Source organism: Enterococcus pseudoavium NBRC 100491 (assembly GCF_001544295.1).
Classification (GTDB): Bacteria; Bacillota; Bacilli; order Lactobacillales; family Enterococcaceae; genus Enterococcus_A; species Enterococcus_A pseudoavium.
In genome coordinates this window covers 67,677-81,745 of sequence record NZ_BCQF01000008.1, presented here as the reverse complement: position 1 = coordinate 81,745, position 14,069 = coordinate 67,677, and the positions used below count along the sequence as shown (strand labels likewise).

General features: G+C 39.8%; 18 protein-coding genes. 15 read left to right on the top strand and 3 right to left on the bottom strand.

Going from position 1 to position 14,069, the window contains the following annotated elements; genetic code table 11:
- The first annotated feature begins 26 nt into the window (after nt 1–26).
- The 13 genes from EP1_RS05685 to EP1_RS05625 all read left to right on the top strand — a co-directional run bounded on the left by EP1_RS05685 (nt 27) and on the right by EP1_RS05625 (nt 9,969).
- Nucleotides 27–479: a hypothetical protein gene (locus EP1_RS05685; protein ID WP_067624801.1), complete on the top strand. Its 453-nt coding sequence runs from the start codon at nt 27–29 to the stop codon at nt 477–479.
- Nucleotides 480–481: 2 nt separating this feature from the next.
- The gene (locus EP1_RS05680) at nt 482–946 is read left to right on the top strand and encodes a PTS sugar transporter subunit IIA (RefSeq protein WP_067624798.1); all 465 of its coding nucleotides are present in this window, start codon (nt 482–484) and stop codon (nt 944–946) included.
- Between the two features lie 382 nt (nt 947–1,328).
- Entirely contained in the window at nt 1,329–2,276 is a 948-nt protein-coding gene (locus EP1_RS05675; protein WP_067624794.1) for a sugar ABC transporter substrate-binding protein, read from the top strand.
- Nucleotides 2,276–3,583, top strand: a complete 1,308-nt coding sequence (locus tag EP1_RS05670) for a sensor histidine kinase (protein WP_067624791.1) — start codon at nt 2,276–2,278, stop codon at nt 3,581–3,583. The genes EP1_RS05675 and EP1_RS05670 overlap by 1 nt, the downstream gene beginning before the upstream one ends.
- Entirely contained in the window at nt 3,576–4,250 is a 675-nt protein-coding gene (locus tag EP1_RS05665) for a response regulator transcription factor (RefSeq protein WP_067624788.1), read from the top strand. The genes EP1_RS05670 and EP1_RS05665 overlap by 8 nt, the downstream gene beginning before the upstream one ends.
- The gene (locus tag EP1_RS05660; protein WP_067624785.1) at nt 4,243–5,541 is read left to right on the top strand and encodes an ABC transporter substrate-binding protein; all 1,299 of its coding nucleotides are present in this window, start codon (nt 4,243–4,245) and stop codon (nt 5,539–5,541) included. Before EP1_RS05665 ends, EP1_RS05660 begins: the two co-directional genes overlap by 8 nt.
- Nucleotides 5,542–5,865: 324 nt before the next feature.
- A complete protein-coding gene (locus tag EP1_RS05655; protein WP_067624782.1) occupies nt 5,866–6,291 on the top strand; it encodes a PTS sugar transporter subunit IIA in 426 nt (141 codons plus the stop codon).
- Between the two features lie 18 nt (nt 6,292–6,309).
- A complete protein-coding gene (locus EP1_RS05650) occupies nt 6,310–6,801 on the top strand; it encodes a PTS sugar transporter subunit IIB (RefSeq protein ID WP_067624778.1) in 492 nt (163 codons plus the stop codon).
- A 24-nt stretch (nt 6,802–6,825) separates the two neighbouring features.
- Nucleotides 6,826–7,668, top strand: coding sequence for a PTS mannose/fructose/sorbose/N-acetylgalactosamine transporter subunit IIC (locus EP1_RS05645; RefSeq protein WP_067624775.1), 843 nt, complete (start codon nt 6,826–6,828; stop codon nt 7,666–7,668).
- Between the two features lie 2 nt (nt 7,669–7,670).
- Nucleotides 7,671–8,507, top strand: coding sequence for a PTS system mannose/fructose/sorbose family transporter subunit IID (locus EP1_RS05640; protein WP_067624772.1), 837 nt, complete (start codon nt 7,671–7,673; stop codon nt 8,505–8,507).
- 38 nt (nt 8,508–8,545) lie between these two features.
- Nucleotides 8,546–8,815: a hypothetical protein gene (locus EP1_RS05635; protein ID WP_067624769.1), complete on the top strand. Its 270-nt coding sequence runs from the start codon at nt 8,546–8,548 to the stop codon at nt 8,813–8,815.
- Nucleotides 8,816–8,984: 169 nt separating this feature from the next.
- Nucleotides 8,985–9,455 carry a tRNA (adenosine(37)-N6)-threonylcarbamoyltransferase complex ATPase subunit type 1 TsaE gene (gene tsaE, locus EP1_RS05630; protein WP_067624766.1) on the top strand — a complete coding sequence of 157 codons (471 nt, stop codon included), beginning with the start codon at nt 8,985–8,987 and terminating at the stop codon, nt 9,453–9,455.
- Nucleotides 9,448–9,969, top strand: a complete 522-nt coding sequence (locus EP1_RS05625; RefSeq protein WP_067624764.1) for a GNAT family N-acetyltransferase — start codon at nt 9,448–9,450, stop codon at nt 9,967–9,969. The genes tsaE and EP1_RS05625 overlap by 8 nt, the downstream gene beginning before the upstream one ends.
- A 39-nt stretch (nt 9,970–10,008) precedes the next feature.
- On the opposite strand, the gene EP1_RS05620 is transcribed toward EP1_RS05625, so the two are convergent.
- Nucleotides 10,009–10,542, bottom strand: coding sequence for a 3'-5' exonuclease (locus tag EP1_RS05620; RefSeq protein WP_067624761.1), 534 nt, complete (start codon nt 10,540–10,542; stop codon nt 10,009–10,011).
- A 76-nt stretch (nt 10,543–10,618) separates the two neighbouring features.
- Entirely contained in the window at nt 10,619–11,374 is a 756-nt protein-coding gene (locus EP1_RS05615) for an exodeoxyribonuclease III (RefSeq protein ID WP_067624758.1), read from the bottom strand.
- A gap of 127 nt (nt 11,375–11,501) precedes the next feature.
- On the opposite strand from EP1_RS05615, the gene EP1_RS05610 reads away from it, so the two are divergent.
- The gene (locus tag EP1_RS05610; protein ID WP_067624755.1) at nt 11,502–12,413 is read left to right on the top strand and encodes a Gfo/Idh/MocA family protein; all 912 of its coding nucleotides are present in this window, start codon (nt 11,502–11,504) and stop codon (nt 12,411–12,413) included.
- A gap of 81 nt (nt 12,414–12,494) precedes the next feature.
- Nucleotides 12,495–13,400, top strand: a complete 906-nt coding sequence (gene murB / locus EP1_RS05605) for a UDP-N-acetylmuramate dehydrogenase (protein WP_067624752.1) — start codon at nt 12,495–12,497, stop codon at nt 13,398–13,400.
- A 44-nt stretch (nt 13,401–13,444) separates the two neighbouring features.
- On the opposite strand, the gene EP1_RS05600 is transcribed toward murB, so the two are convergent.
- Nucleotides 13,445–14,068 carry an ECF transporter S component gene (locus tag EP1_RS05600; RefSeq protein ID WP_067624749.1) on the bottom strand — a complete coding sequence of 208 codons (624 nt, stop codon included), beginning with the start codon at nt 14,066–14,068 and terminating at the stop codon, nt 13,445–13,447.
- Between the last annotated feature and the right edge of the window lies 1 nt (nt 14,069).

The following is a 14,069-nucleotide window of genomic DNA, read 5'->3' as shown; positions in this document are numbered from 1 at the left end:
TTTATTATAAAAAAGGAGAATTCAAAATGATAGCGCTTAAATCTTTGAGAATCAGAAGAAATGTGTTGCTTGGCTACTGGATACTTATGCCGGTGCTCTTCTATTTCTATTTATTTTTAGTAAGTTTCAATCAGCAGGTGACCATCCAGCAGCTGATTTTTCAGCTTCCAGGATTGACGCTAGCATTATTACTCTCATTTTTAATGCTCTTTCAAGCAGCTTGTCTTTATTTTATTGGTTCTCAAAGTGATACACACACTTTTTTTGAGAAACGGTTTCTAACTTTTAGTTTGTTTCAGCAAGTACTGACCGGAAATATTATTGGTGCTGCTTTATGCTATTTTTATAATAGAAACACGTTCGCAGAAAATCGTCCCATTTCAAGCAATATAAGGGTTATTTTCTATTTTGCGATTGGATTTATTAGTTTAATTACGGCAATTATCCTATTTATTGCGCTGAGGATGAAAGGAGTATAAAAATGTTCTCTATGTTTAAAAAGAAGAGTCAATCAACCATTTGCAGTCCGGCAGATGGACAATTGATACCATTATCCGAAGTAAGCGATCCGGTTTTTTCTCAGGGGATGATGGGACCAGGTTTTGCGGTTGAACCTACATCCAATGAGATTTTTTCTCCTATTACAGGAACAGTGACCAGTATCTTTCCAACCAAGCATGCGATTGGGCTTGAAACGAGTGATGGGAAAGAGGTTCTGATCCATATTGGTATTGATACGGTTGAGTTACAAGGTCAAGGATTTGAGATTCTTGTTAGTGAAACCAATAAGGTCACGCCAAAGACGAAGCTGGCTGTCGTTGATCGAGAGTATTTGAAGTCGCAAGGGAAAAAGAGCACGATCATGGTTCTGTTTCCAAGTGTGACAGATACTTATTCGATTCAATCACAATCAGTAGAAGCATCAGAAGAAATCACGTTCAAATAGTAAAGAGATAGCGAGCAAGAATTCATTTTTTGAATTCTTGTTTTTTTGTTAGTCTACTTTGCGTAATTTAACAAAGTATGCGGCAAATGAAAGTTGTTCAATCCAAATAAGGAGTACGCAGTTTCGTTGGATGATCGGGTTGGTCCTCTGAAATCCATCGAATATTTGGGGAAAACATTACGATTGAGCTTGCACATCAGTCTGAATAATAAAAGGAAAGAGGGTTAGTTTATGCCATTTTTATCTGCTCTACTTCAGGGAGGAAAGATAAATTGAATCTCCTAAAAAATCTTACATATGTCACTAGGATACGCCTTCTATAATAGTGTATGATAATAATGAGGCATAGTTTTTTCTATTACTTACTTTATAGGAGGCGCTGATGAAAAGACATTGGAGTATCAAGGTTGGTGCAGCTATTCTAATTTTTATAAGTGTGATTGGCATTTACTCTTTAGGCTATAAGAATCCAAGCAGACAAAATCGTGTTTTTGGCGTGTCTTTTATGACCATGAATAATCCTTTTTATGAAGTAATTAATAATGAATTATGGAAAGTAATTGAAAACAGTGGTGATGCCTTAATTACTTTGGATCCTGTTTTGGATATTAAAAAGCAAAATGAACAAATTCAGTATTTTATTGATAAAAAGGTGGATGGAATTTTTATTAACCCAATTGATTCGGAAGCGGTCAAACCGGCTTTAGAAAAAGCGAAAAAGGCAGGTATTCCAATTATTGCCGTGGATGCGCCAGTTAAAAATTCTGAGTTAGTCAATGTGACTGTGGTCTCAGATAATTATGATGCAGGGGTCCAGTGTGCCAAGGATATGATGGCGCGCTTTGAGCAAGCGAAGATAATTTTATTAAAACATACAGCCAGAAAATCAGCTAAAGATCGCATCGATGGTTTTTTAGCGACAATCAAAGGACATGAGCAGTATCAAGTTGTTAATCAAGGAGAGTGCCAAGGTCAGTTGGAAAAGGCGATGCCCTTGATGGAGGAAATGCTCAAGAAAACGCCAGATGTGGATGTTGTCATGGCTTTGAACGATCCGAGTGCTTTAGGAGCGATTGCAGCATTAGAAGAAGTGGATCGCCCCGAAGTAAAGGTCTATGGAGTGGACGGTACGCCTGAATTAAAATCTTTAATCACTAGCAGTTCCAATGTGGTCGGAACAGTGGCTCAGTCACCGATTTCAATGGGACGAATCGCTGCTGATGAGATGTACCAATTACTAAAAGGCAATGGAAGATCCGAAGTAGTCGTAAAAGTGAAGCTAATAACATCAAAGAACGTTGAGGATTATGACGGAAACGGGTGGCAATGATGAGCAGAAAATATAACATTTCATTGACGAACATCAAGAATATTATGACGGCATTAAATTTTATCATTGTGCTTTTTTTTGGGACCGTTTACTTGGTAGGTACGAAATATGTTATCGATCATCGAATGGCACGCAATTTTTTAGATAGAGTCAATCACGTTCCCCTCAATCCTGAGATTGTCTATTTTGCCTCGATTTTACTTTTCATTTTGTTGATTGTTTTAATGTATTATCGAACAATCATTGCGCGCAATCATAAATTATTAGATGTAGTATTTACAGTTTCGCAACTCGCAATTTGTTTTGGGCTAATGTACCTCTTCAATATGGGCTATAACGGGATTGTCCTCTTAGTATTTTGCGATAGTATTTACCATTGGAAGGACTCTACCTCGCGCTGGATCTTGGTAGCACTGATCATTTTATACTTATTATCCAGCTATGAGGTGTCGTCGGCTGTGATCCCGATGAATAATCCCCAGACCTTCTTTGAGATTTACGACATGGATACGCGGAGTGTCCTGTTTGCGATCCAAAGTGTCCTGGTGACACTGAATATTCTGATTTTTATTGGATTTATTATTATATATATTACTAATCAACTGGAAGAAAATGAAAAAATTGCTAAAGAGTTAGACATGATCAACCAAGTCAATCGCGAATTGAAAAATTATTCAGTAGCGATCGAAAAAATGGGTGAGCGGAACGAACGCAAACGGCTTGCTCGGGAGATCCATGACACGTTAGGACACGCCCTCACCGGTATAGCTGCTGGCGTAGATGCGTGTATCGTGATGATTGATAAGGATGTTCCAGAAACAAAGAAACAATTGAAGATTGTGGCAAAAGTAATTCGGCAAGGAATCGGTGAAGTCCGAAATTCCTTGAATAAACTGCGTCCCGGAGCACTTGAAGAACAGGGGTTCAAAGGTGCGTTGCTGAAATTAATCTCTGAATTCACTAGCGTGTCACATTTGAAAGTTGAATTGGACTATCAATTGCGTAATCTTGATTTTGAATCGATCAAAGAAGATGTCTTGTTTCGGGTAATCCAGGAAAGTATGACCAATTCGATGCGACATGGCGGCGCAACAAGCCTGATCATCCGTTTTTACCAAGAAGAAGACTTAATTTATTTGGATATTAAGGACAATGGTGTGGGAACGACTGACCTCCATTACGGATTTGGACTGAAGCAGATGGTTGAGCGTGTTTCTGTAATCAACGGTGAGGTCCATTTTGACGGAAAGGCTGGTTTCCATACTGTAGTGAAAATACCTATTCAGAAAGGAGAACAATATGATTAGAGTTCTTATTGCCGATGATCAGGAGTTGATCCGAGAGTCATTGAAAGTTGTGTTATCAAGTCATTCTGACCTGTCTGTCGTAGGTGTAGCCGCCGATGGTGTTGAGGTATTGAATTGTTTGAAGCAGCAGCCTGTCGATATTATCTTGATGGATATTCGGATGCCTAATATGGACGGTGTTTTATGTACGAAAGCAGTCAAGGAAACCTATCCGGAAACCAAAATTATTATTTTGACTACCTTTGATGATGATGATTTTGTCTTTAGTGCCTTGAGATATGGTGCCAGCGGCTATCTACTCAAGGGAGTCGGGATGGATGAACTGTATCATGCGATTTTGACTGTGGATCAAGGAGGCGCGATGATCAATCCGGATATTGCGATGAAAGTTTTTAGTTCCTTTTCCAAGATGAATCAAAATAACTACACGATCAAAGTTGACAAAAAAGATACCGAAGCGATTAGCAAACCAGAATGGCGAGTCTTGCAACAGGTTGGTTATGGCTTATCTAATAAAGAAATCGCTGAGAAATTGTTCCTATCAGAAGGGACTGTCCGAAATTATTTGAGTTCGATCCTCACGAAACTAAATTTACGCGATCGAACGCAATTAGCTATTTGGGCGGTTCAATCTGGACAAACGGCAAAGGGTTTTGATAATGAATAAAAAGATTATTGGAATAATGATCGGTTTGGGAGCCGTTTTAGCAGCCATTCTTGGAGTAAGTTATTCTCGCAGACCAGTAACGATTACGGTAGGCGTATTTGCTGGCAGTAATTGGGATGTTCCGAATGGCAATAGTTACCAAGTGATTGATGATGCGATCGCGCAATTCAAAAAGGAACATCCGAATGTTAAGATTGTCTATGATAGCGGTGTGCAAAAAGAAGATTACTCTCTTTGGTTATCGGAAAAGATCGTTGCTGGGAAAGAACCAGATGTTTTTTTAGTACCGAGCGAAGACTTCAATACGCTTAGTTCACTAGGAGCGATGAAGGATTTGGACAGCTTAATGGCACGGGACCAAGACTTTGATAAAAAAGAGTACTACAAGAGTGCGATTCAATCTGGTGTTTTTCAAAAAAGCCAATACGCATTACCCTATGAGAGCAACCCCACGTTAATGTTTGTGAATAAAACATTGTTAGAAAAAGAGGGGATACCGCTTCCTAGTAATGATTGGACTTTGGATGATTTTTATAAAATATCTAAAGCAGTCACAAAAGATAGCAATCAAGATGGGGTCATTGATCAATATGGTTATTATGATTACGATTGGTTAGACTCTGTTTTTGCTCATGGAAGTAAAGTGTTTGATGAAGAGGGCTACAACAGTTATCTTAGCCAAGATTCTTTCAAACAGGCCATTAACTTTGTTCGAAAACTTCAAAAGCTCAATCAAGGGTACCCGGTAAATGCGGATGATTTTGATAGAGGAGATATTGCATTTTCCCCGATGCCGTTAGCACAGTATCGAACCTATAAACCTTATCCTTGGCGGGTAAAGAAATATTCAAATTTTGAGTGGGACTGTGTAAAAATGCCGACACTTAGCGGGAGTGAAGGAAATAGTCAAACTTCTACGCTACTCATGGGAATGTCAGCCAATACAAAACATACTCGACTGGCTTGGGAATTTTTGAAAACGTTGTGCTATGATCAAAAAGTTCAACAAAACTTGATCGAGTATTCGCAAGGACTGTCACCTTTAAAGAAAGTCACGCGCTCTGATCAGACGATTTCATTGATTAATGAAGATACGAAAGACAGTATGGTGGATCTCCATCTTTTGAACGAAGTGATGGAAGGGACCGTCAACCATAGCCAGTTTAAAAAATACCAGTCTGCGTTGAAGATTATCGATACGAGTTTACAACAATTCATCAACTCGAACGAAGACATGGATATTTCGCTATTGACACTCCAACGAGAAGTAGACCAATATCTAAAAGAATAGCCTTTTGTTGCATGACCTTATTAAAAAGGTCATGTTTTTTTGCCAGTCAAACTTTCCGTGGTTTATTCCATATGAAGCAGTTTTAAGTTGATCAAACAAAAAATAGTACAAACCGTTTAGTTTGATGAGATGCGTAGCGAAAATGCAATGTCATAAGAAGGACTCTTTTTCTGAAATAGTAGCTAGTAGACCAATTTACAAATAAAAGGTGACAATTGTCATAGTCAATTTGTTAAAAATTCATGAAAAAGATATGACAGACAACAGATGGAATGGAAAGGCTTTCTTGTTAAGCTATACGTGTAAAGACAAGGAGGGATGGAAATGAAATATCTGTTACTAGTTTCCCATGGGAAATTAGCTGACGGTTTGGCCGATGCTTTAAAGATGTTAGTTGGACCAAAAGAGGAAGTTTTATCATGCGGGTTGCAAGATGGTCAGTCAGTGGATGAATTTGCGGAGAATTTTTCAGTATTAATCAATGATATTCCTGAAAATAGTGAAGTAGTTTTATTGGGAGATATTATTGGGGGCTCACCCTTAACTACTGCAATGACTCTTTTAACAGAAAAAGGGTTGGCAGAGAAACTGTCAGTGATTGGTGGTATGAATTTACCTTTAGCAGTAACAACCGCGTTGATGAAAGATTCACTTACAAGAGAAGAATTAGTCAGACAGGTAACGAGTGAGGCCAAGGAAGCACTTAAAGAATTTCAATTAGTCAAAGAAGATCTAGAAGACGAAATATAACGAGGAGAGGAATAAATTATGACAGTTTCATTTGTAAGAATTGATGATCGGATCATTCATGGGCAGACAACGACTCGTTGGGCAAAAGAGTATCCCTGTGACGGTCTGATTGCTGTTAACGACAAAGCCGCTTCTAATGATGTGCTAAAGGCTGCTTATAAAGCTGCCAGTGAGAAAAAAACGTTTGTATGGGGTATGGATGAATTTATCAAAAAGTCACAAAAAGTATTAGACAGTGATTCACGCTATTTTTTAATTACTAAAAATCCAATTGATATGTGTAAACTTTTTGTGGAAGATGGTTTTGATCCAGGAATCAGAAAAATTATCGTTGGTCCCTGTAACGATCGTGAGGGTGCGGTTAAGTTAGGAAACAATCAAAGTATCACACAAGAAGAGGCGGATGCTTTTGAAAAGTTGAGTCAGGCAGGCTATGAGATTGAGTTCTCGTTACTACCAGATGTTTCAATCGGCTCATGGAGTAAATTCAAAGGAAAATTTGGTTATTAAAATTGGAAAGGGGTATAGCACACTATGGAGATTAGTTGGATTCAAGCAGCAATTTTAGGGCTGTTTGCTTGTTTATCAAGTATGCCTGGGTTGGGTGGTACATCAATCGGGAATTATACACTTGGACGTCCGTTAGTCGGTGGGTTGATTTGCGGAATCGTTTTAGGAGATTTAAAAGCCGGAATTTTAGTTGGGGCAGCCATGCAGTTAGTTTATATCGCATTAGTAACTCCTGGAGGAACAGTCTCTGCCGATGTTCGTGCCGTTAGTTATATTGGGATTCCTCTAGCAATGATCGCATTGAAAAGTTATGGCATTGATGCAGCAAGTCCAGATGGAGCAGCATTAGCGACATCTTTTGGGACGATGGTTGGTACTTTAGGAACGGTCTTATTTTATGGGACTGCGACAATTAACTTGGCGTGGCAGCACATTGGTTGGAATGCGGTGGAAAAAGGTGACCTGAAAAAATTGAATCTTGTCAATTATGGGTTGCCATGGATCTCACATTTAATCTGTTCATTTATTCCAACACTAGTTATGTGTAGAATGGGCGCACCAATGGTTGATTTAATCAAGGATTATCTTCCAATGGACGGTTTAGCAATGAAAACTTTATTTACGGTAGGTTCTTTATTGCCCGCTGTCGGGATTGCGATTTTGTTAAAACAAATTGTTACGAAGCCTACTGACTTTATTCCATTTTTCTTCGGATTCACCTTGGCAGCGTCTTTAGGAATCAATTTGGTATCTGCAACCGTTATTGCTGGGATGTTTGCGCTAATTAATTATCGAATCAAATCAATCCAAATGGGAAAAGTAGCTACTGCGGGTGTTTCAATCGATGATGATGAGGAGGATATTTAACGATGGAGAAAAAGATTTCTAAGAAGACTTTATCCAAGTCCTTTCATAAATGGTATTATGGAAATTTGACTTGCTTCTCACAGGAGCATATGCAGACGTTTGGGTATCTATGCTCGATGCTGCCAATCATTGAAGAACTGTACGAGAAAAAAGAAGATCAGTTAAATGCAATTAAGACTTACACTGCCTTCTTTAATACGGAGCCGCAGTTAGGAGCAGTAGTTGTTGGTATTACTGCAGGTTTGGAAGAAGCACGAGCAGCAGGTGCTGAGGATGTAGATGATGAGGCAATCAATGGGTTGCGTGCCGGTCTAATGGGACCGATTGCCGGGATCGGCGATTCGCTAGTTGTCGGTACAGTTATTCCAATTTTATTGGGGATTGCATTAGGGATGTCAAATGGAGGTTCACCTTTAGGGGCGATCTTCTACATTATTGCTTGGAACTTATTTGCATACTTTGGTATGAGATTCATTTATTTCAAAGGTTATGATCTTGGTGGGAAAGCCGTTGACTTTTTAGTAGGTGCTAAAGGCGATGCGATTCGTGAATCTATCACGTTGATTGGTGGAATTGTAATCGGATCCGTTGCGGCAAGTTGGGTGTCAATTAAAACAGCCTTTACAATGACTGCGGAAGGCGCGAAAGAGCCCTTCTTAGATCTACAAAAAACACTAGATGGTGTTTATCCAGGATTTCTAACTGCCGTGTTTGTTTTCTTATGCTGGTATTTATTAGCTAAAAAGGGCTTGTCGCCAGTCAAAGTAATGCTATTATTGGTAGTTATTGCTTTTGTCGGTGTATTGATCGGCTTCTTTAACCCTGGCTTGCAATACTAGTCTATCAATAATCGAGTTTAGCAAGGAGCTGTCAGATAATGGATCAACGAACAAAAGAAGCTTATATAGAAGAAGTCAAATTTCAAATGAAGATGCTCCAGAATTTGAAACGTTGGGTACGGAATATGCTGATTCTATCTTCGATAGCTTTAACCCTGATTCTATTTGGAGCAAACTTTCATCAAACACTTAGGATAATCGGTTTTGTACTGATTGTTATCTCGCTTGTTGCGGTCTTGATTTTAGGCTGGATTATAAAAAAAGGGTCACATAACGTGGAGTTATTACTTGGGAAAAAGATCTCATAAATTCAGGAAAAGAACGTAATTTATGGATAAATTAATGACAAAAAACAGGCTAAGCCAGTCGCTTAGTCTGTTTTTTTGTCGTTATTAATTTACAGAAGAATCTTTTTCTTTTCTCCTAATGCCTAAATCGTTATACTAAATTGGTAGTAAGAAATGAGGGGAGAACAGCGTGATAACGTTAGCAGATACGACAGCAACTGAAAAATTAGGAAAAATTATTGGCACAGTGGCAGAGCCCAGCGATAATTTAGTTTTAACTGGCAATCTTGGAGCTGGAAAAACGACTCTAACAAAGGGGATTGCCTTAGGTTTAGGAATTGATCAAATGATTAAAAGCCCTACCTATACGATCATTCGCGAGTATCAACAAGGCCGTTTACCGCTTTATCACATGGATGTTTACCGGATCGAAGCGGGTGCCGATGATTTAGGGTTAGATGATTATTTTGAAGGGGAGGGTCTTTCGGTCATCGAATGGGGACAACAGTTAGGTGATTATTTGCCAGAAGACTATTTAGAATTGATTTTAGCCAAAGATGGTCAGGATGAAAATTTACGGCGAGTGGATTTAATTGCGAAGGGTGAGCAAGCTAAACAATTTGAAGGGCGAATTTTGAAAGCGTGGGCAGCTGATGAGTGAAGTTGAGATCACATTGAGAGAAGCAATCCCAGCTGATGCGGCGGAAGTGTTACGAGTCAGTCAGCAAATTGCCGCGGAAACAGATTTTTTGATTATGGATGAAGTGGGTCTAGGTTTGCCAGAAGATTTATTAAGTCTGCAATTAGCCGACCTTTATGAAAGTGAAAATAATTTGCTGCTCTTAGCCTTTGCGGATGAAAAGATTCTCGGAATGGCTTCTGTTAAAGCGGCTTCCGAATATACGGTTGCACATATCGGTGAGATCGGGATCAGTATCTTAAAAGAATACTGGGGGATCGGTCTAGGAACGGCATTATTAGATGAAGTGATTGATTGGAGTGAGCAGGCTTCGCCATTGCGGCGTTTGGAGTTAACTGTTCAAACAAGAAATCAACGAGCCATTCACTTGTATCAAAAATTTGGATTTGCGACAGAAGCCAAGCTGGTCCGCGGCGCGCGGGATGTCGAGGGAAACTTCTTAGACGTTTTATTGATGAGTAAATTAATCAATTAAAAAACGACTGCTTCAGTCGAAACAGCCGTTTAACGTTTTTTACATGGGTAAAACTAATTTTTTCAAAGGATCAACTCCAAAGTGATCCTCTTGATAAAGTAGGATCTTGGCACAGGCCCGACTGTCCTCTAGCGCATCATGATGATGCTCCAAGGGAATCGCTAGTTTTTCGCAAACCGTGTTCAGGCGATGATTTGGCATTTCAGGGAATAACCTTCGACTGGTTCGCACAGTACAAAGAGAAAGATAAGAGGGTTGCTTTAAGTCATAATAATCGAGACAGCCCGCTAAAACTTTTGTATCAAAACCAGCGTTATGGGCGACAATCAAACGATTCTCCTGATAATATTTTTGGATCTCTTGCCAGACTTCCGGAAATTTAGGCGCATCGGCCACATCTTCTGGGTGAATCCCATGGATTTGGATATTTTTCCAGAAAAAATCGGTTTCTGGTTTGATTAAGGAGTAGTATTCACCAACGATTCGGCTATTTTTGACCATGACTAAGGCCAACGAGCAGGCGCTATGTGCTTGGTAGTTGGCTGTTTCAAAGTCCATCGCGATAAAATTCAACAGATTCACCTCTTCGCCTTTGTTTTACCATATTTTTTTCAGCGGCGAAAGTCCAAAACCAAAAGTTTCAAACTTTTTAAAGATTGATATCAAGTTCAACGGGGCAATGATCGCTGCCAAAAATCTCGGTGTGGATTTTAGCGTCTTGTAATTTTTCTTTTAAGTCTTCGGAAACAACAAAGTAGTCGATCCGCCAACCAGCATTGTTTTTCCGAGCATTGAAGCGATAGCTCCACCAAGAATAGATCCCTTCTTGGTCTGGATAAAAATAGCGGAAGGTATCAAGATAGCCGTTTTCTAATAAGATACTGAATTTTTCTCGTTCTTGTGGCGTAAAGCCGGCATTTTTTTGATTGGTTTTCCAATTTTTTAAATCGATCTTTTCATGGGCAACATTGAGATCTCCGCAGAAAATGACGGATTTCTTTTCTTTCAAGTCATTTAAATAATTTAAGAAGGCTTCTTCCCAGGTCATGCGATAGTCTAGCCGTTTCAATTCATTTTGGGAATTAGGTGTATAACAGGTAATCACATAGTATTCGGGATACTCTAGCGTGATCACACGACCTTCTTGGTCATGTTCTTCGATCCCAAGGCCGTAAGTGACATTCATTGGTTTGTGTTTCGTAAAAATTGCAGTGCCGGAGTAACCTTTTTTCTCCGCGTAATTCCAATATTCATAGTAACCGGGTAAATCCATCTCGATTTGTCCAGCCTGCAGTTTGGTTTCCTGTAGACAGAAAAAATCTGCATCTAATTCGTTAAAAACATCCATAAAATTCTTTTTCATCACGGCGCGTAAGCCATTGACGTTCCAAGAAATTAATTTCACCGTACATTCCTCCTTGAATGATGAGTTATTCATGGACTAATTGTAACGAAAAAAAGCGGGAAAGCAAAGAATCTCAGCTGAGTGTTTTCTGCTTTGAAAAAATTTATTTAAAGAAGGGGTCCTACTTATGAAAATCGGAGTTATCGGTATTGGCGGAATCGCCCAAAAAGCTTACTTGCCAACCTATGCTAAACTGCGGCAGAAAGCAGAATTTATTTTTGCCACTCGTAATAACGCAGTGCGGCAAAAGATTGCAGCAGAATATGGCTTTTCCCACACTGTTACGACCATTGATGAATTATTAGCTGAAAAAATCGAAGCTTGTTTTATTCATGTGGCAACGAAAGCTCATTTTGAGACGGCTCAAAAATGTTTGAATGCTGGTATAGCAGTATTTATCGACAAACCAGTTAGTGAAGACTTTCAGGAGGTTCGTCAACTGCAGAAACTCGCTGAAGAAAAAGGGTTGTTGTTCATGGTGGGCTTCAATCGCCGGTTTGCACCGATGGTAGATCAGTTAAAGCAACTACCAAATAAACGGGTGATTCAGCTGCAAAAAAATGAACCGGATCATGCCATGAACACTCAATACGGCATTTATGACTTGTTTATTCATTTGGTCGATACGGCGGTATATTTATTAGACGACGAGATTATGTCTGTCCATTCCAAGATTCGTGAGGAAGCCGGACAGATGACTTTTGCGCAAATGCAGCTGTCAACAGCAACCACCGAATGTATCCTGTCGATGGATCTAATGAGTGGAGGAAAGCTGGAACGCTATCAAGTTAGCGCGCCGCAACAAACGCTATTTTTAGATCAATTGACTGATTTGACGATTAAGCGGGGACAAGTCGAAGAACTCCAACGCTTTGGCGATTGGGTGACGACATTGGAAAAACGCGGTTTTGAACAATTGGTAAAAGCATTTATCGCGGCAGTTTCAAATGAAACGGTGAACTTGCGCCAAAAGGATGTTTTGTTAAGCCATGAACTCTGTGAAGGGATGCTGAAACAGCATATTCGTCACCAGCTTTAAAGGGTGGAAAGATTTTTTCTTGCGTGATAAAATAGCAAGGATGTTAAAATCCCCCATTTGGGGTCAGAGAGGTATGAGAAATTGAAAACAACAGACTTAATAAATGCCTTGCCGAATTTAAGAATCCTTTTGGACGAACCATTAATGAATTATACGTTTACAAAGACTGGCGGCCCGGTGGACGCTCTAGCATTTCCGAAAGACAATCAAGAAGTAAAAGCTTTAGTCGATTACTGTCGTCAAAATGAGGTTCCTTGGATTGTTTTAGGGAATTCTAGTAACTTGATCGTGCGTGACGGCGGTATTCGTGGTGTAGTTATTATGTTGACGGATATGACTACGATTCGCGTAGAAGAAAATATTGTCACAGCTCAAGCGGGGGCAAAGTTGATCGATACGACTTACGTTGCTTTGGATCATTCCTTGACCGGATTTGAATTTGCTTGTGGTATCCCAGGCAGTATTGGTGGTGCGGTCTTCATGAACGCCGGGGCTTACGATGGTCAATTGGAAGACGTTTTTGAATCAGTAGATGTCTTATTAGCGGATGGTACTTTTGAAACTTGGTATAAAGATCAAATGGATTTTTCTTACCGTCATTCAGCGATCCAAGAACAACCGGCGATCGTTTTAAGTGCTCGCTTTAAGCTGACACCTGGCGATCATCAGCAGATTGAAAAACGGATGACTGAGTTAACCGAGTTGCGAGAACTAAAACAACCTTTAGAATACCCTTCTTGTGGGAGTGTCTTTAAACGCCCAGTCGGACATTTCACCGGAAAATTAATTCAAGATGCTGGCTTACAGGGGTTGATTTGGGGTGGAGCACAAATTTCTGAAAAACATGCTGGCTTCATCGTGAATATCAATCATGCGACGGCAACGGATTATATTGAGCTGATCGCTCATATTCAACAGACCATCAAAGAAAAATTTGATGTTACACTTGAAACGGAAGTTCGAATCTTAGGAGAAGAACCTAAATAAAAAAGACTTGGCAGCATTCATTAGCGAGTGCTGCCAAGTCTTTTTTATTTCTTCATTAGTCGTAAGAGAACGGCACAGACTCCCATGGTGGCGATCCCAGCCACAGCTGCTTCTACCAAGCCACTGCCGAAGATAATACCTAGGATTACCCCGTAAACAGCATCAGCTGTTATTTGCAAAACATTGGCATAGCTGTCTTTAAAGAAAAAGAAGATTAAATTCATGACTAAAATCGTATTAGTCATGGAACCTGCAACGCCAGCGACAAATAAGCTTACTGGTCGCGCTTTTTGTTTCAATAAGTGATGAAGTCCTTTATAAACAAAATAAGGCACAACACCAATCAAGATACGAGGAATAATAGCTACAATAATAGCGCGCCAGTCACCTTGGTTCGTCAAAGGATTTGCGATAAAAGGTGAGAAGACAAAGGACATCGGTGTGATTAAGATGGTTGCCCGCGTCAAGCTAATCACTCCAAAGACGGCTCCTAGTCCGGCACCAATTCGTGGGCCTAGGACGATCGAAGCAATGATCACGGGAATATGCATCGTCGTTGCATTGATCGGACCAATCGGGATAAACCCAAGCGGGGTGACCGCCAAAATAATCATGATTGCTAAAAACATGGCGGTCAAAGTAAAGCTTCTTACATTGTTTTCTTTCATT

Excerpts from the sequence above, each read along its gene's own strand:
- EP1_RS05660 (WP_067624785.1), top strand. The coding sequence starts at position 4,243 with ATGAATAAAAAGATTATTGGAATAATGATCGGTTTGGGAGCCGTTTTA.
- EP1_RS05600 (WP_067624749.1), bottom strand. The coding sequence starts at position 14,068 with ATGAAAGAAAACAATGTAAGAAGCTTTACTTTGACCGCCATGTTTTTA.
- EP1_RS05640 (WP_067624772.1), top strand. The coding sequence starts at position 7,671 with ATGGAGAAAAAGATTTCTAAGAAGACTTTATCCAAGTCCTTTCATAAA.
- EP1_RS05645 (WP_067624775.1), top strand. The coding sequence starts at position 6,826 with ATGGAGATTAGTTGGATTCAAGCAGCAATTTTAGGGCTGTTTGCTTGT.
- EP1_RS05675 (WP_067624794.1), top strand. The coding sequence starts at position 1,329 with ATGAAAAGACATTGGAGTATCAAGGTTGGTGCAGCTATTCTAATTTTT.
- EP1_RS05625 (WP_067624764.1), top strand. The coding sequence starts at position 9,448 with ATGAGTGAAGTTGAGATCACATTGAGAGAAGCAATCCCAGCTGATGCG.
- EP1_RS05685 (WP_067624801.1), top strand. The coding sequence starts at position 27 with ATGATAGCGCTTAAATCTTTGAGAATCAGAAGAAATGTGTTGCTTGGC.
- EP1_RS05680 (WP_067624798.1), top strand. The coding sequence starts at position 482 with ATGTTCTCTATGTTTAAAAAGAAGAGTCAATCAACCATTTGCAGTCCG.
- EP1_RS05635 (WP_067624769.1), top strand. The coding sequence starts at position 8,546 with ATGGATCAACGAACAAAAGAAGCTTATATAGAAGAAGTCAAATTTCAA.
- EP1_RS05670 (WP_067624791.1), top strand. The coding sequence starts at position 2,276 with ATGAGCAGAAAATATAACATTTCATTGACGAACATCAAGAATATTATG.
- EP1_RS05610 (WP_067624755.1), top strand. The coding sequence starts at position 11,502 with ATGAAAATCGGAGTTATCGGTATTGGCGGAATCGCCCAAAAAGCTTAC.
- EP1_RS05650 (WP_067624778.1), top strand. The coding sequence starts at position 6,310 with ATGACAGTTTCATTTGTAAGAATTGATGATCGGATCATTCATGGGCAG.
- EP1_RS05655 (WP_067624782.1), top strand. The coding sequence starts at position 5,866 with ATGAAATATCTGTTACTAGTTTCCCATGGGAAATTAGCTGACGGTTTG.
- EP1_RS05665 (WP_067624788.1), top strand. The coding sequence starts at position 3,576 with ATGATTAGAGTTCTTATTGCCGATGATCAGGAGTTGATCCGAGAGTCA.